Here is a 26,533-nt window from a genome sequence, read left to right as displayed (position 1 = left end):
GATCGGTTACGCCAACGCGCTCACACCGGCGCAGGTGGCAGGTCTCGCCGGCGGAGCGTTGACGCCGACATTGCTCGACACCCTGACTGGCAATACATCGACGGATCGCGATTCGCTAACTAGCTATCAATATTCCCTTACCGGCAAGGTCTCGAGCATTCGTACGGCGGTGACCGCGAATCCCACGTCGGACCGGCTCACCACCTTTACCTACAACGCGTTCGGTGAGAACGACGTCAAGCTCGAGGTATTCGATAGCACGCGCACGCCGCGCACCGAGTACAAGTATGACAAGCGTGGCCAACTGACGCTGACTCGATGGGACAGCGCGGCGGGCGGCCTGGATACGTCGGAAGCTCGCACCTACGACGCATTCGGCCACTTGCGCACCGTGACCGATGCACGCTCGAACGTATCGAGCCGCTTCGAATATGACCGCCTGGGACAACAGACGGCCAGCATCGACTTCAACACCGCCGACCGGACGGTCACGAGCTACGACGCATTCGGGCGCGTGTTCAATGTGTACGACCCGTACAACCGTCTCACGACGTACCGCTACGACGAGGCGAATCGTCTCATGATCGTGACGACGCCGGAGAGCATCGTCATCGGGACCGAGTTCAATCGGCACGGTCAGGTCCTCGAGGTCCGGGCGGCCGGCGGGACCACCACGTACAGCTACGATCGCGATGGGCAGTTGACCCACGTTTCGGACGATCGAGGCACACTCGAGTCGCGCTCTTACGATTCCGGTGGCCGACAGATCACGACGACCGACGCCAACGGAGTCGTCACGCGCTTCACCTACGACGCGGCGAATCGTGTTCTCAGTCGTATCGAAGATGTCGGCGGGTTGAGTCTGACCACGACGTATACCTACGACGGCCTGGGCCGGGTGACCGCGGTTGTCGAGCCCAGCGGCCGACGCACCGATACCACTTACTATCGTGACGGCAGCATCGAGCAGACTGTCGTCGCGAATGGCTCCGAGCCGATTACGACGCGCTACGTCTACGATCGTGCGGGTCACGTCCTCACGATGACGGAGGGATACGATAGCGATAATCCGCGAGTCACCGAATATCGATATGACAATCTGGGGCGAGTCACCCATGAGATCGTCGATCCGGGTTCGGGCTTCCATGCGAACGGTCAGCCCATTCTCAATCTCACCACCCGATACTTCTACGACGACAACGGCAACCTGACGCGCAAGATCGATGGCGAGCAGAACTCGACCTGGTACGTCTACGATGAGGACAATCGGCTGACGCACACCATCGACGCGCTCGGCGGCGTCACCATCACCAAGTACGACTACGAAGATCGTGTGATCGAGACGCGGCGGATCGCGACCGCGCTGCCCCTGGAGACGAGGAACACACTCGCTGGCCTGAACGAAGTCACGCTCGCGAATTTCTCCGTAACGGAGACCGGCGCCGATCGCACCCAGCAAACGGTGTATGACCTCGACGGGCGCGGGCGCTTCAGCATCGATGCCATGGGTGGCGTCATCGAGCGAACCTTCGATGACAACGGCAATGTGACACGCGAGCGGGCCTATGCAGCGCGCGTTCCAGTGATCCCTTACACGAGCGTATCTCAGGTAGTCATCGCGCTCGGTTCCGCCGTCGTCGACAACATCCAGGCGGAAGATCGCGTTCAATGGACCGCGTATGACCTGCGCGGCCAGGCTACGTTCACCGTCGATGCCTCGGGCGCAGTGGTCCGCTTCGTCTACGACGAGAACGGCAATATCACCTCCAAAACCGCGTACGCCACAAAGATCGCGACCAGCGGCACCCTGTCAAATGGTGTTCTGGAGACCTGGGCCGATCAGCCCGCGAACAGAGACGTCGAGCACGATCGGGTCACGCGCTACTGGTACGACGCGACCGGTCGCCTGCGCTACACGCTGGATGCGCAAGGCTACGTCACCGAGCTGCGCTACAACGACGCCGGCCGGGAAGATAAGAAGATTGTTTATGCCGCGCCACAGACCATTCCCTCGGGAGCGACGACGGCAAACATCGGCACGTCCATCGCGCTCACTCCAACTGCCGACCAAACGACGACCACGACGTACGACGCCGCGGGACGTGTCTCCCGAGTCACGGACGCATCCGTTCAGGGCTACTACGAGGAATACACATACGACGCGCTCGGCAACAAGCTGAGCTATCGAAACAAGCTCGGCGCAACCTGGCACTACGTTTACGATGCCAACGGGCGGCTCAAGGAAGAACACAGCCCGCCGGTGCTGGTCACGAGGTTCGACGATTCCGACAGCGCGGTCAGCGCGGGTCCGCCTCACAGTTTTGTCATCGTGACGCGCATGGAGTACGACGATCTGGGCAACGTGATCTCGCGTACCGAAGGCATCCTCAGAGATGTGAACAATCCTCTGATCGAGGACGCGTCTGACGCGCGCACCACCGACTACGAATACGACGAGCTCGGCCGCCAGACAGCGACTGTCTTCCCCGAAGTCGGCGTCTATGCCGACACCGCGGGCGACGCGATGTTCACGAATATCACGCGCACCGAAACCCGGGTCCGGCTGCGCAACGAGGTCGGCTACGACGTATTCGGCAACGCCTGGCGCAACGAGGACGTGACCGGCAATGTGAGCTACAAGCTCTACGACCGGCTTGGGCGGGTCACAAAAGACATCGACGCCCTGGGCTACGTCACGTCGTATGAGTACGACACGTTCGGCAATCAGACGTCACTGACGCGCCACGCGGCGGCCATGACGGGGCCGCAACCCACCAGCGGCGCGTCGACAATCGCGGTGGCTGTGAACAGCGCCACCGACCGTACGATCACCAAGACGTATGACCGGCTCAATCGAGTGCGGAGCGTGATCGAGCCGGAGACTTACATCTTCCAGACGTCGAGCGGCGCGAACTACGCCGGCACGGGCGACGATGCGGGCGCGACCACCGTGTTTCAGTACAACGCGTTCGGCGATATCGAGCTCGAGAGCCGCTTGATCGTCGACTCCACGTACGCGCGCACCTATTACTACTACGATCGCATGGGGCGCAAGACGGCGCAGATCGATGCCGAAGGTTATCTGACGACCTTCGAGTACGATGAGACCGGCGATCTGAAAGGGCAGGTCGAGTTTGCCACCCGAATCACTTCGGCCATCACAACGACGAGTTACACGCCGCCGGCGCCGAGCAATTCGGATCGCCATGCGGTGTTTGTCTATGACAAGTTGAATCGGCTGATCGAGGAGCGCCACTCGATCACTTACAGCGCCTTCGCCAATGATAATGCCGGTGCGGCGCTCAATGAGCAGCAGGGCAATGACGTCACCGAGTACGGCTACGACGCGATGGGCAACAAGACCCGCGTCGCCGTCAACGGCGCTGAGACGCTGACCTACTACGATGAGCTCGGCCGCATTCGCGGCGTGGTGGAGCCGGAGCGCAATCGCGGCGACGGCGAAGTGATTCGCCCGGTGACCGTGACGAATCGGGACGCGTTCGGCAATGCCGTGCGGACCATTCAGTATGCGCAGGACGCCACGCTGACTTCGAACGACTTCGCTGTGAACGGGTCGGCGCTCGATCGCACCACGCTGATGTCTTACGACAGCCTCAATCGCGTGACGCATGCGGTGGATCCGACCGGTGCTCATCGCTACGCGTCCTATACGGCGCGAGGCGACGCTGCGAAGGAATGGCAACCCGTTGTGAACAACGACAGCGTGACTGAATTCGTCGTCACGCTCTACGACTACGACGCGCTGGGCCGACAGACAACGATCACCGAGCCGCAATCGCTCGGCACGGGCGGCAGCACGGTCGTGCGTACGTCCGTCTACAACGCTTTCGGCGAAGTGACGCTCAAGACCATCAACGGTGTCGCACACGAATCTTTCGAGTACGACCGCGCAGGTCGCGTCTGGCGCACGAACGGCGGCGACGGTGTCACGAAGCTGTATTTGTATAACCTCGCCGGTCAAGCGACGGTCGAGATTCGCAGCCAGTCCCACGATCTGAGCGTCAGCTCCGTCACAGTGGACTCGCTCCGAGGCAATCTCGCCTCGTACGAGCCGATGCGCGTCGAAACTGTCTACGACAAGCTCGGCCGCATCCTCGAGAAGCGCGAGGTGCAGTTCGACGCCGACAGTCTGGTCGAGGCGAGCACTGGAACCTTCGAGCTGATCGATGCCAACCCCTGGGTCTTCCTGCAGTTCAACCATGACCGCCCGAATGACCAGGTCAAGTTGCTGTACCGGGCTCTCGGCAGCACCGGTGCCTGGCTGGATGGCCCCGAGGTGCAGTACATCGGCGGCGTGCTCTGGCGCGCCGATGTTTCTTCGCTGCTCGGCGAGCACGAGTACAAGGTCACGTTCACCACTCCGGGAGCGAGCTCGTACTACGCATTCCACACCGGCACATTCGAAGTCGAGGCCAGCTCTCCGGCGAACACCCTCGAGCTGACCCCGAATACCACGACCGCCGCACGCAATCTCAGCATGACTGCGGCCGGCCCGGTGGTCACGGCAACGTGGTCTCCCGAGTCGACCGGCAACCAGGCGTTCTTCCAGATGAGCCTGGATGGAGTGAATTGGTACTCGGCCCAGGCCGGGCTCAGCGGCGGCATGTGGGTGGCCACCCTGAACAACATTGCCGACAACAACAATTGGCAGTATCGGGTCGTCGAGAATGTGAATGGCCTGCCGCTGACCATGAGCAGCGGCACGCTCGAGAAACAAGGCGCCACTCTCGAGCGGAACATCACTGGCATCAACAGCCAGGGCTACCAGTTTGCATACATCGATCCTGCCGACGTTACGGTCGGCGCGTCGGCGCAGAACGTGGATGCCGTGTTCAACTGGAGCACGGCGAGCGTCATCGACGATTGGCAGTTCCGCTGGCGTCCGTATGTGCCAGGTCAGTCGCCCACGACGGGCTGGACCACCACCAACAACGGCTCGCTGGCCAATCTGCCGCCGGGCGATTATCAGTTCCAGTTGACCATCTGGACGACCATCTACGAATTCGATCAGCCGCCGCGACTGGACGTCTCCAACAACACGACAGGCATGTTCCGCGTCGCCAACGGCGGGGTCAGCGTGATCCAGCAAACCTACCAGTACGGCATGGCCGATCTGGTGGTCCAGAGCGTGAACCCGCATACCGCGCTCGCGCCCGTCACCATCAGCTGGCCGGGCGTCGGGTTCGGCAGCTACTTCGACAAGATCGGTTATAAAATCGTCGGCACCGAAGGTCACCCGGCGAATTTTCCGAACAAGGGGCTGGCGCCGACGTCGGGGGTGGTGCAAACCACGTTGCAGGTGGGCCAGACCTACGACGTCATCATCGAGCGCTGGCGGATATCGAACGACACCTTCCCGCCGAGCGAAGTGTTCGAGTCCACCTACACCTTCCGGTTCACGGTAGTCCCGGGCACGAACCCCAGCCTCCAGTATGTCAGCACCACCATTCCGTTCATCGGGCCGGCCACGGTCGATCCGACCAATCGGAGCGTTCTGACCTTTCCTCGGCCGACCCGACCTAACAGCACCGTCAAGATCTCGTTCACCGGCGGCGGCAACAGCTACTCCTACGATGTGGTCGTGCCGGCGCCGGGCAATCTTTGTACCGTGGACCTGGATGCGCTGAACCTGCCGCCGGGCTTCACCTACGTCTTCCGCATCGACTATTACCAGTCCGGAAACTGGTACGGCAACAACGCTGGCGAGTTTGTTCTCTCGCAGGCAGCGACCGGCCCGGGCAAAGTGACGTTGCACCCCGGGACGCTCGACCAGGTCACGGGCTTGCAGCAGATCTTCGATAACAGCGGCCGCGCGCTGTTGTATTGGCCGTCTCCCGCGAATGCCTTGGGCAGCGACCAGATCCAGTTCGTCGTGTACGTGCAGGATCCGAATCATCCGAACAATCCACCGGTCGCGCAGACGATCACACGGCTGCCTTGGGACCGCGACGGCAATGGCACCAACGACGGCTGGGTGGTCGATCTATCGGCGTTGCCCGCCACCAATCATCGGTATGAGCTGACCTACAAACGATCCGGATCGGGCATTCCTTATCGCATCGCCAGCGGCATCGTCGCCGTGTACTTGCCGACGCTCACCGGCGGCGATTTCACCGACACGACCAGCAGTGCGCCGGAGTTGTTGCCCACCGCAGTGACTCCGCTGTTCCAGCAGAGTCTCGATCGCTGGGGCAACGTGCTCAGCTACACGCAAGCGGCACAGACGAGCGCGGCGCAAACCACCACATACGTTTACAACCAGCGCAATCAAGTCACGCACGTGACCTTGCCGTCGGTGTCGGTGGTCTCGACCATCAACGGTATCGTCAGCGCGCCGGTGTCCGACAATCCCGAGTCCAGCAACTACTACGACCGGCAGGGGCGCTTGATCGCCACGGTCGATCCGAACGGCAACCGCAATCGCATCTGGTACAACGCCGCGGGGCAGGTGCTGAAGGAACAGCAGGCGGAGCTCACTGGCATCACCGGCACGGCGAGCGGCGCGAAGCAGTATGTCTACAACGCGTTCGGTGAGCAGATCCAGATCACCGATGCGCTTGGCTATAAAACGCGCCTGCGTTACGACGCTGGCGGACGCTTGCGTTGGACGTCTCAGGAGGTCGTGGCTGGCGCGTTTGCCGCTGCCGATGGCAGTGCGGATCCGAATGACATTCTAGAAACGTTCAACTATGCGATCGATCAGACCAATATCGTCACGATCGCCTATGGCTACGATCAGGCCGGCCGTCGCATCACGGAGACCACCGGCGAGATGATGTCCGGCAGCACCGCCGCCGAGACGGTCCGATATTGGTATGACCTGCAAGGCAACCTGATCCGCCGTCGCTTGCCGATGGGCGCCGGCTACGAGACGACGTACAGCTACGATCCGTACGGCAACGGTAAGAAGACGCGAGAAACGGATGCGATCGGCGGCACGCAGAACTGGAGCTACGATACGTTCGGTCGACTGCAGACCTATACGGACATCCATGGCGAGATCAATGGATCGGCGATCGGGTCGACCACGACCTATCAATACAACTACGCCGGCCTGCTCGAGCACCAGACCAGCACGTACGGACAGGACATCACTTATGACTACGACGATGCTGGCCGTGTCATCAGCATCATTGAGAACAGTCACGGGACTCCCGAGGGCAACAACCAGTTCCTCGAGGACGTCGTACGCAGCTCGTTCTATAGCTATGACGCCGCCGGTCGCCGCACGCGCGAGCGAGTGATCGTCAACGGCCACGAGTATCAGGACACGATCGTCTCTTATGACGCGCTGGGACGCATTTCGAACCTGCAGGACGCCCGCTACACCACGACGTATGAATACGATGCGGCGGGTAATCGCACGCACATCGAGTCTTACTACGCCGACGGCGCCGGGATGACTCACGACGATCTCTGGTACACCTACGACGGTGCCAATCGCGTGACTATCAGCCAGGGGGGCGTGAATGCCCAGGGCCGGGTCGATGCCATCGTGACGAATCAAGGCATCATGCTTCGTCAAGGCGTGAAGCTCGGTTACAACGCCGCGGGTCAGCGCATCGAGTCGCAGCAGGCCGGCCCGTCGTATGTCATCAACGAACAAACCGGCTACCTCGAGACCATCGAAGAGAGCACTTACACCGCCTATTACAAATACGACGGCCTGGGCCGCCTGACGCGGGAGTCGCGGATGCCGGACGGCGGCGCGTACACGGGCAGCCCGCTGAACGAGTTGTGGAATGAGCGCACTTACGATCGCGCGTCACGCTTGGTGGAACAGCACGTCAAATCGATCGTAGGCAACACCATCAGCCGGCGCGACAGCGTCATGCAGTACGACGACAACGGTCGCATTGCTACACAGACGTCGCGCGTGCTGGATTTCTCGACCGGCAACTACGAGCCGGTCGATAGCACCGTCACCTACGGTCAGTCGACTTTCACCAATGGCACGTGGAGTAATGGTTTCGATGCGGCCGGCAATCTGCGCGGTTACGAGGTCACGGTCGACGACGACACCACCAACTATTTCTACAAATATCGCAGCGGCACGGCCTATCAAGAGACTGCCCATGGCGACGACGGCGGCGATGGCGCCGGCGGGCTGCAAGGCGGCTCGACGCTGCGCAGATACAACCTCAACGGCGAGTTGATCGCCTTTGTCGACGAGCATGCTCACGGCAAAGATCGTTATTTCGTCAACAACGCGGAAGGCGCGGCGATCAAGGTCATTCAGGGCAACTACACCTCGTCGAGCTCCGCGGCGTTCCAGGCTGCGATGGAAGGGAACAACCACGCCGACAAGCCACAGCATCAGCTGATGTTCGACGGCAAGCAGATCGGCACTCTGCAGAGCATCGGTGGCGAGTTCCTCGCCAACTTCGATGTGAACTACACCCCGATCAGCGAGGACTATCCCAGCAGCACTCCCTCGCAAGTGGTCGTGCAGAAGGACGATACGCTGCGGCTGATCGCGGCTCGTATCTGGGGCGACGGCAATCTTTGGTATGTGATCGCCGATGCCAACGGCTTGCAGGACGGGCCGGATGCGATGCTGACGCCGGGCGAGCTGCTGCAGATTCCCAACGAAGTCGTGTCGTTGTCGAACACCTCCGGCACCTTCAAACCGTTCGACATCAACGCGGTGCTCGGCGACACCACGCCGAGCCAGCCCGCTCCGCCGCCGCCGAAGAACGGCGGTGGCTGCGGCATCGTCGGTGTGATTCTGGTGGTCGTAGTGGCGATCGTCGTCTCGGTCGTCACCTATGGCGCGCTGTCTGGTGAGATGAGCGCATGGGCCGCCGGCGCGATTGCCGGCGCCGCCGGCAGCGTTGCCAGTCAGTTCACCGGCATGCTCACCGGCGTCCAGGACGGCTTCGATTGGAAGGGCGTCGCGCTCGGCGCACTCGGCGGCGGCATCGCCGCGGGCCTGGGCAGCTCGACCACCTGGGCAAACGCCATCAAAGACATGCCCGCCTGGGCTCAAACCGCCGTCACCGCTGCTGCTTCGAGTGCCTTAGCTCAAGGCATCGCGGTTGCCACCGACCTGCAAGAGAAATTCAGCTGGCGCGCTGTCGCCGCTGCCGCCGTCGCCGCTCCCATCGCCCGCGGGATCGGCATCGCGGCTGGCGGCTCCGATACATTCCCTGGCCAAGTGCTATCCGCACTCGCTGGCTCGGTGACGCGTCAGGCGATCACGAACAAGGGGCATGTGGATGGAGTCGGCGTGGCGGCGGATGTGTTCGGCAACTTGCTCGGGAACTCGATGCTGGCCGTAATCGCGCCGAATGCACCGAGATTCAATGACTCTCGCTCGGGGAATCAAGGGCAGCAGCCCAGTGGTGGTGGAGGAGCCCCGGCACCGACATCGGCGACCGCGGGCACGAGCTTAACCAACAATCCCGCCAACGCGATTTATCACTCCGCCGCCACATCGAGCTCCAGTGGCTCGACGTATCAGTTCTCGCTCAACAACACACGCATGGACGGCGTCCTGGTGACCGCGCCCACGTGGAAGCTTGGGGAAGAGTTCATCTACGAGCGACTGGTCTCGATGTTTGGATACGATGGGGATCGTGCCGCGGCCCGCGCACAGAGCTTGTACAACCACGACATTCGCCTGCGGGACCGGGTGACCAATCCCTTGCCGGCGATGCTCAAGGGGATGGCGAATCAACTGGTCCAACCGGTGCTGCAAGTCGCCGATCTCGGCCTGGTCGGGCGGGGGCTGGTCCAGAACAAATTCAGCGATTGGAGCCATGGCTGGGTCCCGCGCTTCGAAGCGCAGGACTACTTCGTCAGCGACGTCGGCCGCGCGGCCGCGAACGGTGCCGGGATTAGCGAGACGCTGCCTCTGGGTCTTCAGAGCAGTACGTTGGGAAGCGTTGGGTACCATTCGTACAGTGCCACGACCAACGTGATGGCCGGCAATTACCTTGACGCGGCCTTTGACACGGGAATGGTGGGTCTCAACTTCCTTGGCGCAGGTGGCATAACCACAGCGCCTACCGTGCTCGGTCGGCTTGAGCCGAAATTGTCGCCGCAGATGTTTCATGGGCTCGAGATGAACGAGGGCGTCAGGGTCGTGGGGCAGCGACCGGCGTTGAATATCGACGATGTCGTCAAGGATGGCGCGCTTCCAGAAGCTACGACCCTCGACAGCGATTTATATAGATCGGTCAAAGTCGGACACGATCCAGTGTTCATTCATCCGAAGACCGTCGAAGCGAACCATCGGTACTCGGGCCCGGGTCAGTCTGGAATATACTTCTCGACAGAGGCGCATGTGGCGGAGGCGGAGGTCACGCACAACGGCGGTTCGCTCGTGGGCAGGGAGACACATCTTTTCCCCGATCAATCCGTTCCTGAGCTGCTCGACTTGACGAATCCGGCGGTGCGGGAGAGCCTCGGCGTGGACTTGAAAGACTTGCTGCGCACTGGAGGCACCCGCGCCTGGCGTTACGAGGTCACCCACAAGGTGGGAATCTGGGCCCAACAGAACGGGTATCGCGGCATCATCGCCTACTCTGCTCAAGTCAATGGCGGTAAGAATCTCGTTCTCTTCAGCTCGCAGGGCATCGTCAAATGAGTGGTTCGCAGCGATTGATCGATGGCACGGTGGTCAGGCTGCAGTGTGAAGCCTGCGGCGCGGTCTTTCCGTATTTCAGGTTTACCGGCGACGTGGATAGCGATACGGATGGGCTCTACTCGGCAACGAGTTGCACGGGCAATGAGCTGGTCATTGCGGAGGCCACGCCCTCCGAGTGGAATGAAATGGGCCGTGGCGATGGCACGTCGACCGAGAAAAACCTTGCGCAACAACTGGGGCGCACCGATCTGAAGATCGTGCATCTGGTGCGGGTCGAGGACACAAACGCCGCCAAGGGGCTGAGCTTCGCTGAGTTTCAGAAGGTCTACAAGCCGCCGGTTCTGATCTATTCCTGTCCTTGTTGCGCGGATGGGGAAAGTCGTGCGGTGGAAGAACTGACTGCCGCAAGATTCAAGAAGTCCGGCGGGAAGATCGAGCTCCTCGGACCCTTGAGGCTACTGGCATGAAGCTTTAGGTGTCGCCTTACGCCGCCGCTCGCGCTTAATATAAAGCGTACGAGGTGCCGCAAGGAGAGCGTTATGCCGCCCAGCAGAACATCCTGGCGAAGGGAGCGACTGTTACTCGCGGGTGCACTGGCTGTCATAGGGATGTCGGTTGTTCCCGTTCCGGACGTCGACGCGCAAACACCGGGTGGGAATTGGGTCGTACCGCGCACGCCCGATGGCAAGCCGGACTTCCAGGGAAACTGGAGCAACGAAACTCAGACGCCTCTTGAACGGATGGGAACGCAGCAGCTCACGCTGGCCGACGAGCAGGCGGCGGCGCTGGAGAAGCGTGCACAGGAGGTGGAGGAGTTTCGCAATCGGCCCACCGATCCGAACGAGCCGCCAGCGTCAAAGGGCGGCGACACGCCGCTTGCGCCACCGGGCCAGAAAACTTTCGTCGAGCGGATTGCCGAGGCGGCCGGTGGCGCCGTCGGCGGCTACAACGGGTTCTGGCTCGACCCGGGCAACAAAGTGATTCGTATCGACGGCAAACCGCGCAGCTCGATCATCGTCGATCCGCCGGACGGCCGCATTCCCGCACTGACTGCGGAAGGAAAGCAGCGCATGGAGCAGCGCGTGGCCAGGCTACGGCAGTTCGGCGAGAGCGACCATCCGGAAGTGAGGTCGCTCTCGGATCGCTGCATCACTTCATTCGGCTCGAATGCCGGGCCGCCGATGCTGCCGAACTATTTCTACAACAACAACTACACGATCGTGCAGACCCCGGACCATCTGATGATCATGACGGAGATGGTGCATGACGCACGCATCGTCCGGTTGAGCGCGACCAGGCACGCGCCGCCCCAAGTACACCCATGGTTCGGCGATTCGATCGGACATTGGGAAGGCGACACGCTCGTCGTGGAGACGACGAACATCAATCCAGCGCAACTCGCGCAAACCTCGCCGTTGTTGCCTTATCGCGGGGCGTCCGAGCAGCTGAAGGTGACGGAGCGGTTCACGCGCACGGGGCCGGATGTCCTGCTCTACAAGTTCACGGTGGAGGATCCATCGACGTTCACGGCGCCGTTCAGCGGTGAGCTGCCGTTCAATCGGATCGATGAGAAGATTTATGAGTACGCGTGCCATGAAGGCAACTACGCATTGCCCGGCATCCTGGCGGGAGCACGCGCAGAAGAAGCGGCGCAGGCCGGGAAAAAATAGCGGAGGCGACCCGCCGAGATTCCTCCCTTTTGCCAAGTCAGCGATACGGTGCGATATTGACCGTCGCGAACGGGGCAAGCCCCGCGAATGAGGAAGAGTGGATGCGTAGTCGGAATTGGGCGTTGCGGGGCGTCGTCATTGCGGTGGCGGCGACGCTGGCCGGCTGTGCCGTCGTCAAGATCAACCATGACGCCACCGACAGCGTCGAGCACAGTGGCGGAGAAGAGACCGGCAAAGAGCTGGCGAACCGCGCATGTCACAAGGCAGGCGGGGTGCGCGCGGAGGTGATCTCTACCGTGCAAAAGGACGAAGCAGCGCAGGGAGACAAAGCGCGCTACGTCACTACCTTCCGATGTTTGTATTGACCTTCCGCAGGTAGATCACTTGCGCCGTGATCCCGACGGCGAACGCGACCAGCAGGCTGGCTTGCGCGCCCAGGAGCAGCGGCGATTTCAGGTCTGTAACGAGCGGATGACCATCCGGCACGCGACGTAGAATCTCGCTGACAGTGGGGACCATCAGCAGGAACGCGGTGAGGGTCAGGCAGATGGTTTCGATGTAGATGCCTGCGCGCCCGAGTCGCTGCGTGAGGCCGACGCCGTAGCCCGCGAGCAGCAGTATCAGCGTGATCGCACCGACCGCGTTGCTCACCGGCTGATGAGCTACCAGGAACACCGTGGCGGCGCCGATCAACATCGAAAAGAAATAAAACGTGCCCGGCCGGGAGCGAGGCACGATGCGGCCATGACGGGCGAACATGTAAATGACCAAGGGGACGGCCGGCAAGCTGCCGAGCGTATGCACCCAGCCTGGAGGAGAAATCCCGAACATCGTAGCGATCCTATGTGCTGGCTATACTGCAGGCGGTAAGGTAGTGGCAGGCCGCCGGCATTGACATGATGAAATCGCTGGAAGACTTGATCGTTCGTCCGGAGCTGCAGCTGCAAGGGATTGCGACCGGCGATTTGTTGTCGCAGGTGCTGTCGCAGATTCGCCTGACGGGGGATCGTGTTTATTCGTGCCGGCTGCAGGCCAAAGAGCGCCTGGCGCTGGAGGGGCGGGCGGCCCATGTTTGTGTGCTCCAGGAAGGGCGCTTGAAGGTATCGAAGAGTGGCGAGACTCCAGCGACGATCGAGGCGGGCGATCTCTTTCTATTGCCGCGTGACGCGGAAGACCTGCGCGTCACAGCGGTGGCAGCGCCGGTCTCGTTGATCGTTTGCCGTTTCTGGTTCGATGCCACGAGTTTGCGAGCGATGCTGTTCGCCTTGCCCTGGCTGATTCATATCAAGCGAGCGGAAGCCACGGCCTGGCTCGAGGGCCTGGTGCATTATCTGATGCTCGAAGTCGAGGCCGGGCAGCCGGGCGGGGCGCTGATGATCTCGCGCATCATCGACCTCATCGTCATCCGCACGTTACGCACTTGGGTTCATGAGGGGCGCGCCGCCGGATGGCTCGGTGGGCTTTCCGATGCTCGCGTCGCTCGTGCGTTGAGAAAAATTCATGAACAACCGTTGCAACGCCTGAGCATCGGTGCGCTGGCGGCGATCGCCGGAATGTCGCGCTCGAGTTTCAGCGAGCGATTCACTGCGCTCGTGGGGCGCTCGCCGTTGCGGTATCAAAATGAGTGGCGGTTGACCCTGGCGCGAGACATGTTGGCGAAGCGCGGCGCCCGCGTCGGCGAGGTCGGGATCGCCATCGGCTACGAGTCGGAAGCTGCGTTCAGTCGCGCCTACAAGGCCTTTTTCGGCTCCTCACCGCGCACAAATCTTGCCCGACCCAGGGGGGCAAACGCAGCCTGACCCAGTCCTAAGCCTGCCCAGAACTTCATTCGCACAACGGGCGGGGAGAATGACGATGCGCATTTCGTTGGCACTGCTGGCGGCTGTCCCAGGTTTGGTGAATCTGGCTTCGGCGGCCGAAGCCGAGGGTGGGTTTCAGCTCGAGGAGGTTGTGGTCACGGCGACCAAGCACGCGGAGCCGTTGCTCAACGTACCGATCGCCGTCACCGCGATCACCGCGCAGGACATTCTGTCCAAAGGCATTACTCAGTACGCCGATATTCTCAGCAGCGTTCCCGGCGTCTATTACGAAGACGCGGGTCCGGGCGACACGACCATCCGTATTCGTGGCATCTCGCCGGGTGGCGGTGGCACGCCGCCGACGGTGGCGACTTACTTCGGTGAAATTCCAATGAGCGCGCAGGGTGGCGGCAATCTCGGTCAGCATGCGACGCCGCGGTTCGTCGACATCGACCGCGTGGAAGTACTGCGCGGTCCGCAAGGCACGGTGTTCGGTGCCAACGCGCTCGCCGGTGCGGTTCGTGTCATTCCGGCCGCGCCCGATTTGAAGGACTATCAATTCAACGTCGGCACGCGGGGCTTTGCGACCGCGCATTCCGACGATATGAGTTACCACGTCGAGGGCATGGTCAACCTGCCGTTGGTCGAGGATCAGTTCGCGTTGCGCCTCGTGGGCTACAAGGACGATATCGCCGGCTACATCGACAACAAGACTCCGGCGCAAGCGCCGAGCGACTATTCATTCTACGTCGGCGCGTTGACCGGAGGCGCCGTCAACGTGCCGCCTGGCACGCTGATGACGCCGGCAACGGGCGCACTCAACAAGAAAGATATCAACTCGACGGACACGACGGGCGGCCGCCTGTCCGCCGCGTGGCAGGTGAACGATCGACTGCGCCTGGATCTGATGGTTGCCACTCAGGATGCGGAGATGGATGGCGAATCGAGCGTCACACCGGGCTCGTATGAAATCGTCCGCTCCAGCGATTATTTCGCGAACGGCTACACCTCGGAAGATCTCGATCTGGGCGGCCTTACGATCCGTTACGACTGGGACAACGTCTCGCTGATCTCCGCCACCAGTCAGACCAAGCTCACGATGGCGCGCTTGAATGACGCCGCCGAACTGTTGCCGCCGGCCGCTTGGTTGTTCCAGGAGAAGCGCGAGGCGGAGGCGTTCACTCAGGAAATTCGCCTGCAATCGCGGGGTGAGGGCGCGTTCCGATGGACGGTGGGCGCGTTCTATCTGGATCAGGAAACCGACGGCCGTCAGCACATCCGCGATCTCGGTTGTGAGCAGACGCCGACTTGTCTGCCGTTGCTGTTCACGAACGGCGCGCAGAATTATCCGCTCGATCTGACCTTCCATCTGTTCGAGAAGCAGAAGGCGGTGTTCGTCGATACATCTTATGAATTCGCGCCGCGCTGGACGCTGGGCCTCGGTGCTCGCTACCTGGAAGAAGACATTGGCGTCAAGCTCGGCAGCACCGGCATCCTCGCGCCACCTCCGGGAGCGTCCAATGGTGGCGAAGATTCGGCCAGCAAATTCAATCCCGCGGCCAGTGTGACATTCAAGCCCACCGACGATCTCACGTTGTATGTGCAGGCCGCCGAAGGTTTCCGTAGCGGTGTCGCTAACCAAGCGCTGCCTCAATCGTGTCGCGACCAGGCGGCGCAGATGGGCTTGACGCTGCAGGCCGTGACCGAACCGGACACGATCAGGAACTACGAGCTGGGCTTCAAGTCGCGTCTCGGCGATGGCCGAGTCAATTTGAATGTCGCGGCGTATCGGCTCGAGTGGAAGGACATTCCGGGCTCAGTGCTGTTCGATTGCGCGTTCTCCAATCTGGTCAACGCCGGCGACGCCACGGGCGAAGGCGTGGAGTTCGAGTTGGTCGGTCGCTTGAGCGAATCGTGGAAAGTGAATCTGGCGGCTTCTTATAACGACCTGACTTACGACGACAACGTGTTGCCGGCGATCGGCGCTCCCGGCGACCGCGTCGTCGGCTCGCCAGCGAAGAACTACAGCGCGGGCCTGGAATACGGCTTCGATCTCAGCGAGCGCTGGGCGGGTTGGGCGCGTGCCGATTGGGCTTATGTGGGCAGCTTGCGCTCCGAGCTCAGCAGCCTGCCGATCGAGTCTTACGACACTGTGAATGTGCGCTTCGGCCTGGTGCAGGAGAGCGTGTCCATCGAGCTGTTCGGCCGCAATATCACGGATGAACAGGGCATCACGAGAATCGAGCCGCTGCCGTTCGGCGGCGACTATGTGTTGATCCGACCGCGTGAGGTGGGCATCGAAGTTCGCTACCGCTACAAGTAACTTCGCCGCCAGCCTCTCCATCTCCTCGATCCTTCCGCTGTCCAGATAGCGCAAAAATCATTGCGCTATCTGGCTTTTCCGCGAGCAAATCGCGGCCGTATGCTCCGATCAGAAGAGCGACGAATACAACCGGGGAAGGATCAACGACGAAGCTTCCAATCGCCTCGATGCGATTGGGGCCTCGTATGGCAATTCAAGAAAAAACATTGCCCAGGAGAGGAATCATGTTGATGAGAAACACACTCGCGCTGGCCGTGCGGCACGCGCTCACCGTCGATGCATCGGGCCGCCGCAACGCCAATCGTCTGGCCGGGGCGCTTGCCACGACCCTGCTTGCCGCCACTCCGGCGACGTTCGCCCAGAGTACCAGCGGCAGCGTGTTTGGACAGGCGACCTCAGGAGATGTCGTGGTGGTGGAAGGCGATGGAACGGGATTCCGTCGCGAAATTACTGTGGGCAGCGATGGCGCGTATCGCGTGCCCGCCTTGTCGCCGGGCAAATATAAAGTGACAGTGCGTCACCCGGATGGCACGACAGCGGTTCGTGAGGGCGTGCAGGTCAGTGCGGGCAACGGCACCGCAGTGAGTTTCGTTGCTGTGGCCAACAACGTCGTCGAGTTGGAAAACGTCGTCGTCACCGGCGCACGCGTCACGCCGATCGATGTTTCATCGGTGGAGTCGGTCACCGTCCTGTCCGCCGATCAGTTGGCGAAGATTCCTGTGGCGCGCGATCTCACTTCGGCAGCGCTGCTGGCTCCGGGAGCGGTGCGCGGCGACCCCTCTTTCTCAGACGGCAAACTACCTTCGTTCGGTGGCTCCTCGGTGGCCGAGAATCAGTACTACGTGAACGGCTTCAACGTGACGAATTCGTTCCGCGGCCTGAACTTCTCCAAGATCCCCTTCGAAGCGATCGCCGAACAGCAGGTGAAAACCGGCGGCTATGGCGCGGAGTTCGGACGCTCGCTGGGCGGTGTCGTGAGCCAGACGACCAAGCGCGGCACCAATGAGTTCCAGTCGGGCTCCAGTATCTACTGGGCGCCGGCGTCGCTGCGGGCCAAGACCCGGAACGCCAACTATTCGAACCGGCTCGAGCCCAGCAGCTTCGGCACGGTGCGCTCCATCAACTCGGAGGAGGAGACGTCCGAGTGGAACGCCAATGTCTGGGCGAGCGGCGCGCTCGTCAAAGACAAGCTGTTCGCGTATGCGTTGATCGGTTACTCCGAGCATGAAGAGGACCGCTGGGGCAACGTCACGCAGGCCAACAACACCAACGACAGCACCGAGACGCCGAGCTGGCTGGTGAAGCTCGACTGGCACATCAACGATGCCAACTCGTTCGAGCTCACCGGGTTCTCGGACTCGGAAGAGACGACGAGCCGGGTGTATCTGAATACGCTCGGCGCGGTCAACCGGCTCGGCCTGATCGGCACTCAATACGAAGAGAACGGCGGCACGAATTTCGTCGCCAAGTACACCAGCTACATCACCGACGATCTGACCGTGTCGGGTTTGTATGGCCGCGGCGAATACAAGCGCGGCTTGCATCTGACGACGGCGGATGGCCGCCGAGTTGCCTACGGCGGCGATCTGAACACGCCGGCCACCGGTTGTCCGGTCATCGTCGACACGCGGCCGGCGGCGCGGCGCGCGATCACCGGCACTTACGCGAGTACGTGCAATATCACAGCCACCTTCGAGAACCTGGGCAACATCGAGCGCGAGGACGCGGAAGATCAACGCGACCAGTTCCGCATCGACGCGGAATGGCAGCTCGGTGCGCATCTGTTGCGTTTCGGCTATGACCTCGATGATTTCGAGTCCGTGGCGGGTGAATCGATCGAAGGCGGTCGCCAATGGCGCTACTCGACCAATGCGCAGGGAGTCGACATCGTGCGCGAGCAGATCGTCAATCAGGGCGCGACCGTCAAGGTCGAGCAGCGCGCGTTCTATCTCGAGGACAACTGGAACATCACCGACAATTTCCTGTTCACCGCCGGCTTGCGCTGGGACAGCTTCAAGAATCTGAACGGCGACGGCGAGTCGTATGTCGAGATCAACAATCAGTTCGGTCCGCGCCTCGGTTTTTCCTGGGACGTGAAGGGCGACTCGTCGATGAAGATCTACGGCAACGCCGGCCGATATGCGTTGCCGCTGACGGCGAGCGTTGCAATTCGCGGCGCGAGCGCCTCGTTGTACACGCGCGAGAATTACAACTTCTCGGGCGTGGATCCTGTGACTGGCGCGCCGACCGGCTTGGTGTCGCGAGGCCCGTTCACGTACGTCAACGGCGAATTCGGCGAGCAAAAGGTTGCGAGCACGGTGGCATCGAAGAATCTCGATCCGATGTATCAGGACGAGTTCATCCTCGGCGGCCAGATGAGTATCACCAACCATCAGAATGTCGGTGCGCGAGCCATCTATCGCGAGCTGAAAGCCGCCATCGACGACAATTGCGACTACACGCCGATCCTGCAGAGCGCCGGCTTCACCTACGATGAGGAGACCGAGACCTGGATCGACGGCAACGGCCGCGAGGCCGCGCTCCCGAATGCCGGCTTTCCTTATTGCCGCATGTTCAATCCCGGCGAGAACGCGGTGTTCCTCACGGACTTTTATGGCGATGGCACGCTGACCCAGACGACGGTGCAGAGCGATCTGCTGTCGCCCAAGGCTCGTCGCACCTATAAGGCACTGGAGCTGTTCTGGAACGGCAATTGGGATCAGACGTTCGTGCAGGCGTCTTACACGCTGGCGTACAGCAAGGGCAACACCGAAGGCGGCGTCAAGTCCGATATCGCCCAGGACGATACCAATGTGACTCAGGACTTCGATTACCGCGAGCTCGGAGTGGATTCGTACGGCTATCTGCCGAACGACCGCCGTCATTCGATGAAGGTGTTCGGCAGCTACGCGATCACCGACGAACTGGCGGTCGGCACCAACTTGCTGGTGCAATCCGGGCGGCCGGTGAACTGCCTGGGCGTGTTGTATCCGTATCACGGCGAGATTCATGGGTACGGCCCAGCCTTCTTCCGCTGTGGCACGACGGTGGCGGGCGGTCGTGACGGTCCGTCGGAGCCGAGGCCGCGCGGTACGGTGGGTCGGTTGCCTTGGACCTATACGGTCGATCTGAGCTTTGCGTACACGCCGCGTTGGGCCGAAGGGCTGACTGCGAAAATGGATGTTTTCAACATCTTCAACAAGCAGGAGACGGTGGCGGTGGAAGAGCGTGCGGAGGATCAAACCACTGGAACGCCGGCGAGCACTTATCTCGTGCCGCGAGCATTCCAGTCGCCGCGCGAATTCCAGTTCTCGCTGGTTTATAACTTCTGAGCGATCGGCAGTGACCTTTCCCTACGGCCGCCGCCCGGCGGCCGTATCTCATCGCGAAAGCTGGGCCGCCGCGGAGGCGCTGGCGGCCAGGCACGATTGGGACGGCGCTATCGCTGCGTACGAGAGCATTCTTGCGCAGGTGCCGGACGAGCCATACACGCTCGTGCAGCTCTCTTATATGTATTCGCTGCGGGGGAGTTATCGTCGCGCCGAGGGCTTCGCGCTCGCCGCGGCACGAACCGGAACCACCGACGAGCGGGTGCTGGCGGAACTGCTGCCTCGCCTGCGCTCATTCAACCGATCGACCGAGATCCTGGCTTGTATCGAGCGGGCCGGGCCGCTCGCGAGAATGCCCATTCCGTTGCTCATCGCGGCCGGCGCGCAGCTGAGTTATTTGAATCTTCCGGAGCTTGCCATCGCCTTTCTCGACGAAGCGTACCGCGCCGATCCGAACTATCCGACGACCCTATTGGCACGCACGCAGATCCTCACCTATCTCGGACGTTTCGACGATGCCGAGCAGGATGCAGAGCGCGCCCTCCGCAGAGCGCCGGAAATCGCGCAGGGATACTGGCTGCGTGCCGGATTGCGGCGTCAGAGTGCCGAACGCAATCATGTGGATGCGATCAGACGAGAGTTGGCACGCCCGGGTCGCTCTGCGGACGACATCGCGTTGCTGTCGTTCGCTCTTCACAAGGAACTCGATGACCTGCAACGATACGACGAGGCTTGGCAGGCATTGATGCAAGGCTGTCGCGCGAAACGATCGCGGCTGAATTACGACGCTCGAAAACAGCGGCAGTTGTTCGATGTTTTGTCGACATTCGAACCTGCCGATACGTCTCGCGACGATACGGATGCGGATCCCACGCCGATCTTCATCGTGGGCATGCATCGTTCCGGCACGACCTTGCTGGAGCAGATGCTCGCCGGTCACCCGGAGGTCGCTGCGCTGGGCGAGCTGTATGATTTCACCAGCGCGATGCGCTACACGATGGATCACCATTGCAAGGGTGTGATCGACGTGACGCTCGCGGAAGGGGCCCGCCGTGCCGATCTCAGCCTTGCCGGCAGGCGCTATCTCGATGGCGTTCAATGGCGATTGGGCGGTTCGCGCTACTTCACGGACAAGCTGCCTTCCAACTTCCTCAATCTCGGTTTCATCGCTCAGGCGCTACCTCGGGCGAAGATTCTGCACATGGTTCGCGATCCGGTGGAAACCTGCTTCTCCAATTTGCGAGAGCTGTTCTCCGATGCGAATCCGTACAGCTATGACCTGGGTGAGCTGGCGGATTACTACAATCGATACGCCGGATTGATGAAGCACTGGCACGCGTGCTTCGCCGGGCGAATCTTGGACGTGGACTATGCGCGGCTCCTGACGGAGCCGGAAGTGCAGCTGAGGCGCGTTGCCGAATTCTGTGGCCTGTCCTTCGACCCGGCGATGTTGGAGATCGGTTCACGCCGCCGAGGTGTCGTCACTGCGAGCGCAGTCCAGGTCCGCAGCGGCGTTGTGACCCGTGACCTGCCCAAGTGGGCGCCCTATGAACGCTGGCTGGCCCCGCTCATCGACGGATTGAACGGATGACTCGAGAGTCGCGTTAGTTGCGATTCCTGACCTTCGAAGGCGCCGGATGTGACTAAAATGTTCCAAGTCACATTGCTCGGACATCCCAGATGAGTGCATCTCTCTATCCCAATCGACTGCGCCTGGCGGTCGCGATTCTTGCCATGGCATGCCTGTTTGCCGGCTGGTCGTCTCGTGCATCAGCCGCGGCTGCGGGAAATCCGCTGGCCGGCGTCTGGGCTGGCGAGCTGGGGGCGGGGGAGCGCAAGTTACATCTGGTGCTCACGGTGAAGCAGTTGAGTGGCGGCGAATATGCCGCGTCGATGAGCAGCGTGGAGCAAGGCGCGAATTTTTCGGCCGACGCTCTCAAGCTGACAACGGACGCGATCCGTTTCGAGATCAAGCCGGTGGGCGGCGTGTACCAAGGCAAGCTCGATGCCGATGGCGCCGGCATTACTGGCACCTGGCGGCAATCGGGCGTGCCTGAGCAGCCCTTGTCGTTCAAGCGGAGTACCGCCGAGGAAACCGCCAAGCCGGCCAAGGAGAAGGGCCCCACCAGCAAGCCGTTCACTGTCGCGATGGACGTGAACGTGCCGGTTACGCCGACCGCTTTCAACGCGGGAGGCAAGGCCCACCTGGCCTACGAGCTGCACGTCACCAACATGAGTCAGTGGGACTTGTTGCTGTCCTCGCTCGAAGTGGTCGATGCCGACAACAGCTCGCGCGTGCTCGCCCGATTCGGCCAGGCCGATCTCGAAGGCATGATGCGCGGTCAAGCCAGCGAGAAAACGCTGCTGGAAGGTTACAAGGCTGGTGTCATCTTCGTCTGGGTGACGTTCGATCGGTTGCAGGACGCACCGGCCAAGTTGAGCAATCGCTTCCAGGTCAAGGTGGGCGACTATCCGGAAACCCTTGGCGTGCAAACCCGCGCACTGGCAGTGGCCAAGAACTCGCTGGTGATTAGCGCGCCGCTGAGCGGCGATCACTGGGTGGCCGCCAATGGGCCAGCGAACGCATCCGGTCACCGTCGCGCGTTGATTCCAGTCGACGGCCACGCCGCCATCGCGCAGCGCTTTGCCATCGACTGGGTGCAGGTGGGCAAGGATGGCAAGACCTATCGCGGCGATCCCAAAGACAACAAGAACTACTACGCCTTCGGCCACGACGCATTGGCCGTCGCCGATGGCGTTGTCGCGGCGGTGCTGGATGGGATTCCGAACAACGTGCCCGGCATCGATTCACGCGCTCAACCGATTACTCTTGCGAACGTCGGTGGCAATTTTGTTCAGCTCGATGTGGGTGGCGGACTGTATGCGTTCTACGCGCATCTGCAGCCTGGCTCGCTTCGAGTCAAAGTCGGCGACAAAGTGCGTAGTGGCCAGGTGATCGGCCTGGTCGGCAACACCGGCAATTCCACCGAGCCGCACCTGCACTTCCATATTTCCAATTCGCCCGAGCCGCTGGGCGCCGAAGGCTTTCCTTATGCGTTGCCCGCCTTCGAAGTGCAGGGCTCCACGCGAGTGGAGGGCGACGAGATCAAGGCTCAGCTCGCCCAGCCCGGCAAGGCCGAGACACGCACCATGGCGATCCCGGCCGACGGCGAGATCGTCAAATTCGAAAAGTAATCCCGACGGATTACAGGGGCACCAGCACGATCTGCTGTTGCCCCATTACAAAGAGCGCTCGTCCGTCGGGCGTTACCAGCAGCCGATTCAAGCCTGTGGTACCGGGGTTGGAGGTCGGCGTGCGTGGTAGCTCGATTTCTGCGAAAGCGCCGCTCACAGCGGCGGTGACATCGAACGTGCGGATCGTGCCGTTGTTATCGTAGGTGTAGGCGCGCATCAACGATGGGGCTAGCGCGGCGACCAGCGTAGTCGAGGGCAGCGTTCCGATCGCAGTCAGATCGCGATCGTAAACATTGCGATGATTCATGATCACACGGCTGCCGGTGCGGTTGATGACGATGGGCTCGTCGAGCGATAGGTTCAGGGACGTTCTCGCCAGTTGAGTGCTCGACTCATAGCGGGCGATCGTTGTGTCGCTGCCGCCGCCGTACCAGCTGCCGAGCAGGACCAGGGAGCCGTCGCCGCTGCCGCCGATCTGACCGTCATAGGTTCCGATCGTATAAATGCTCCCGGAATTTTTGAAGTCGCCGATCTCGGGCCGCAGTGGCCAGTAGGACTTCACGTCTCCGCCGCGCGAGTACTCAGTAACGAAAACGGCTCGCCCATCGTTGGCCACAGCGATGCCGCGTGCATCGAGGCTGAGCTGCCGCGGGTCCACCGTTTTTCGCAGCTCGGTCAGCGTGACAGGATCCAGTTCCGCCACCGTGAACGCGCGAAAGTTCGGCGCGGCGTAACCGACGATGAGTTGCTTGCCATCGGCAGACAACGCGCACGAACCGTCACTCGTCAAGGTCACGCTCGTGGGAGCGCCCCAGCCCGATGCGTGCGTATACCTCAGCACCCGACTCGAATTGATGGTCGAATCGTTGAACAACACACCAACGATCAGGGCCCGTCTTTCTGCGTCGTACTGGAAACAACGCGGAAAGCGATTGCCTCCGACGGGGTAGGCCAGCGCTGCAGGGGCGTACGCGGGGGGATCGACAACAACGAGCGCCGCTCGCGTGTTATCGATGCCTTGCGCGTTGAGGACATGGACATCGTAGCTGCCGGCCACGAGCGCCGGATGGACCGCGTGAATCTCAGTGTCGCTCACTGGGGTGAAAGACACTGCATCGGTGGAGCCGAAACGAACTGCGGTTGCGGGGTAGCGCGAGAGATTCTCGCCTCGAATGATGACAGTGTCGCTCGTTCCCGCTTGTGCCACATAGGGAGCGACGTGGTTCACGCGAACTCGACTCGAGCTGAGGGTGACGGGAATAGTGACAGGCGCACCGGAGGTGGGCGTCAATGTGATGGTGCCCTCGTATGCGCCACTCGCCAGCGCTTCGACCTGAGCCTGAACCAGCGATGCAGTGACCGTCGTCTCGGCGCCCGCGTTACCGCTGGCCGGATTCACTGTGAGCCACGGCACCGACGAAGCCGCTGTCCAGTTCTGCGCCGGATAGCCGGTCACTGCGAAAGTACGATTCAGATCGGTCGCTGCAATCCGGTCGCCAATCGGCCCAAAGCCGAGTTGGGCGACGGAGCTGCGCACCCCGGTGACGTTGTATGTGACATTGACCGTCTGCGGGCTGCCGATCACACCGGACGTGCACTCGGGTCCCGACGTGCAGGCCACTACCGTGAGCGTGCTCGTGAAAGTGCCGGGGCCGACGACGTGCTGGGTGATCGGCTGTACGGTCGCTGTTCCGCTGGTCGGACCAGTGATCCTGATGTTGCTGATCGCGGCCACAGCGTTACCGGTCACGCGAACGTTTATATAAAGCGTCTCGGCGCTGACGCCGGAAACCGTGCCCGTGATCGTTTGCGATGGAATGGTGCTGCCTTCGACTGAGGCCGCCGTAAAGGTCAACGTCGATGGCGAGACGGTGAACGTACCGCGATTGTTTCCTCCGCTCTCGGAGCCACCACCATCACCACCGCCGCCACCGCATCCGGCCAGCAGTAACCATACCGGTAGAACCGGCAAAATCCGTTTGATCATAGTTCCCGCTTGCGAGGCTCGAGGGAGCCTCTTTCTGCTTATTAATTAGCGGAAGATTACTTTGCGAATCGGGGTGCGTCGAGTGTTGGGGGATTATGTGAAGGCGGGGCTTGCCTCAAATTCCTGCGTACCACTCGTAACCGTCATCTTCCCAGTACCCGCCCTTGCCGCCGTTGATTCGAGCGAAGCTTGTGACGAGCTCGATGTGCATGAGGTACTTCGCCATCTTGTAGCCGAGTTGACGTTCGACGCGCAGGCGCAGGGGCGCGCCGTTCGGGATCGGCAACGCTGCGTCGTTCAGCGCATAAGCGAGGATGGTTTGCGGGTGCATGGCGTCCTCCATGTCGATGCTTTCGTAATATTTCGTTCCCGAATCGTCCATCGGATCCGCACAGTAGAACATGACGTAGCGAGCGTCGGCGCGAGGTCTGACGAGCGCGAGCACTTCGCTCAAAGGTGTGCCGGTCCACTTGCCGATTGCGCTCCAGCCTTCGACGCAATCGTGCCGTGTGATTTGCGTGCGGCTGCGCATCGCTCGCAATTGATCTAGCGTGAGTTGCACCGGGCGTTCCACCACACCGTCGACGCGCAGCCGCCAGTCGACGAAGCCGTTCGTCGCGAGCGCCCGATACTCCGCGCTGTCGGGGTAGTCAGTGCCGTTGCTTCGAAACTGGGGCGACAGGTCCGCTTCGGTGAACTCTTGTGCCATCGTTGTGCGCGAAGTCAGCGCATGCTGGACGTTTCGATTCAAGCGCTCGCCCGTCTCCAGCACTTTCGTGACGCGCGGACTGCGGGAGGCCGAGTCGCAGGCGCCCAGCAGGATACCGCCGCCGACTGCAACGAGCTGACGGAGGAAGCGTCGTCTGGGCGAGTCAGCGTTGCTCATGGTCGAGTCGATAGCGGCCGGTGATCATCGAGCGCAAGTTGTTCCAGAAGCCCGTCACGATCACTTCGAAGACATGAATGAAAAGAAACAGCACCAGCAGCCATGCAATGACGAAATGCAGCGTACGCGCCGATTGGCGTCCGCCGAAGATGTCGATCCAGCCGGGCCACACCGAATCGAGCCGCGGTGACATCGACAAGCCGGTCAGCACCATCAGCGGCAGCAGCACGAAGATCACCGCGAGATAGCTGAGCTTCTGCAGTACGTTGTAGCGGGCGGCGGCTTCGCCTTGCGGGTGACGCAGGTGCAGATGATCCACAATGGAGCGCCCGATCGAATGCCAGTCGATCCGGGTCGGAACGAGATCGCGTGCGACATGACGACTGACGATCGAGTACACCAGATACGCCACGCCATTGCCGACGAGGACCCAGGCGAAGAAAAAATGCCAGCGTCTGCCCAGTGCCAGCCACTGCACACCGGGAATCGTCAGCCAGGAGGGGAAACCGGCCAGCTCTACAATGGGACCGGCGCCGGTGTAGGACGACTGGCCCCAATACAAACTGGGATGAGCATTGAAGATCTGTAGTCCGCTCATCAGCAGCAGGATCAACGCTACGGCGTTGATCCAGTGAGTCACCCGCACAGTCAATGCATGTCGCCGCTGCAACACGACGCCGCTCGAGGATAGATCGGATGGAACTCCTACCAGCGTGGAAGTCGAACGCGGCG

At 61.6% G+C, this 26,533-nt stretch carries 13 protein-coding genes; 9 read left to right on the top strand and 4 right to left on the bottom strand.

The genetic code is table 11. The features are described from left to right. Window positions 1-34 precede the first annotated feature (34 nt). From ACFPN2_RS34725 to ACFPN2_RS34710, 4 genes are all read left to right on the top strand, one after another. Window positions 35-10,612 (top strand): RES domain-containing protein, encoded by a 10,578-nt coding sequence (locus ACFPN2_RS34725; RefSeq protein WP_380605324.1) that lies wholly within the window; start codon window positions 35-37, stop codon window positions 10,610-10,612. Between the two features lie 14 nt (window positions 10,613-10,626). Beyond that, window positions 10,627-11,079 carry a hypothetical protein gene (locus tag ACFPN2_RS34720; RefSeq protein WP_380605322.1) on the top strand — a complete coding sequence of 151 codons (453 nt, stop codon included), beginning with the start codon at window positions 10,627-10,629 and terminating at the stop codon, window positions 11,077-11,079. A gap of 141 nt (window positions 11,080-11,220) precedes the next feature. Further along, the gene (locus ACFPN2_RS34715; RefSeq protein ID WP_380605320.1) at window positions 11,221-12,282 is read left to right on the top strand and encodes a hypothetical protein; all 1,062 of its coding nucleotides are present in this window, start codon (window positions 11,221-11,223) and stop codon (window positions 12,280-12,282) included. A 101-nt stretch (window positions 12,283-12,383) separates the two neighbouring features. Then, on the top strand, window positions 12,384-12,647 hold the full coding sequence (locus ACFPN2_RS34710; RefSeq protein WP_380605318.1) for a hypothetical protein: 264 nt from the start codon (window positions 12,384-12,386) through the stop codon (window positions 12,645-12,647). Here ACFPN2_RS34710 and ACFPN2_RS34705 read toward each other — a convergent pair. After that, complete coding sequence (locus ACFPN2_RS34705) at window positions 12,625-13,113, bottom strand: hypothetical protein (protein WP_380605316.1); 489 nt, start codon at window positions 13,111-13,113, stop codon at window positions 12,625-12,627. The two genes, ACFPN2_RS34710 and ACFPN2_RS34705, sit on opposite strands and share 23 nt — an antisense overlap. Window positions 13,114-13,178: 65 nt before the next feature. On the opposite strand from ACFPN2_RS34705, the gene ACFPN2_RS34700 reads away from it, so the two are divergent. The 5 genes from ACFPN2_RS34700 to ACFPN2_RS34680 all read left to right on the top strand — a co-directional run bounded on the left by ACFPN2_RS34700 (window position 13,179) and on the right by ACFPN2_RS34680 (window position 22,928). After that, a complete protein-coding gene (locus ACFPN2_RS34700) occupies window positions 13,179-14,081 on the top strand; it encodes an AraC family transcriptional regulator (protein ID WP_380605314.1) in 903 nt (300 codons plus the stop codon). Window positions 14,082-14,136: 55 nt separating this feature from the next. Beyond that, entirely contained in the window at window positions 14,137-16,404 is a 2,268-nt protein-coding gene (locus ACFPN2_RS34695) for a TonB-dependent receptor (RefSeq protein WP_380605312.1), read from the top strand. Between the two features lie 224 nt (window positions 16,405-16,628). After that, window positions 16,629-19,736, top strand: coding sequence for a TonB-dependent receptor (locus ACFPN2_RS34690; RefSeq protein WP_380605310.1), 3,108 nt, complete (start codon window positions 16,629-16,631; stop codon window positions 19,734-19,736). Between the two features lie 10 nt (window positions 19,737-19,746). Further along, the gene (locus ACFPN2_RS34685; protein WP_380605308.1) at window positions 19,747-21,324 is read left to right on the top strand and encodes a tetratricopeptide repeat-containing sulfotransferase family protein; all 1,578 of its coding nucleotides are present in this window, start codon (window positions 19,747-19,749) and stop codon (window positions 21,322-21,324) included. 89 nt (window positions 21,325-21,413) lie between these two features. Then, window positions 21,414-22,928, top strand: coding sequence for a M23 family metallopeptidase (locus tag ACFPN2_RS34680; RefSeq protein ID WP_380605306.1), 1,515 nt, complete (start codon window positions 21,414-21,416; stop codon window positions 22,926-22,928). A gap of 10 nt (window positions 22,929-22,938) precedes the next feature. On the opposite strand, the gene ACFPN2_RS34675 is transcribed toward ACFPN2_RS34680, so the two are convergent. The 3 genes from ACFPN2_RS34675 to ACFPN2_RS34665 all read right to left on the bottom strand — a co-directional run bounded on the left by ACFPN2_RS34675 (window position 22,939) and on the right by ACFPN2_RS34665 (window position 26,474). Continuing rightward, complete coding sequence (locus ACFPN2_RS34675; protein ID WP_380605304.1) at window positions 22,939-24,915, bottom strand: IPT/TIG domain-containing protein; 1,977 nt, start codon at window positions 24,913-24,915, stop codon at window positions 22,939-22,941. A 115-nt stretch (window positions 24,916-25,030) separates the two neighbouring features. Continuing rightward, window positions 25,031-25,801 carry a molybdopterin-binding protein gene (locus ACFPN2_RS34670; protein ID WP_380605302.1) on the bottom strand — a complete coding sequence of 257 codons (771 nt, stop codon included), beginning with the start codon at window positions 25,799-25,801 and terminating at the stop codon, window positions 25,031-25,033. Further along, complete coding sequence (locus ACFPN2_RS34665; RefSeq protein WP_380605300.1) at window positions 25,788-26,474, bottom strand: cytochrome b/b6 domain-containing protein; 687 nt, start codon at window positions 26,472-26,474, stop codon at window positions 25,788-25,790. The genes ACFPN2_RS34670 and ACFPN2_RS34665 overlap by 14 nt, the downstream gene beginning before the upstream one ends. Window positions 26,475-26,533 lie beyond the last annotated feature (59 nt).

The organism is Steroidobacter flavus (assembly GCF_042651805.1).
GTDB classification, from domain to species: domain Bacteria; phylum Pseudomonadota; class Gammaproteobacteria; order Steroidobacterales; family Steroidobacteraceae; genus Steroidobacter; species Steroidobacter flavus.
This window is presented reverse-complemented; position numbering and strand designations above follow the sequence as displayed.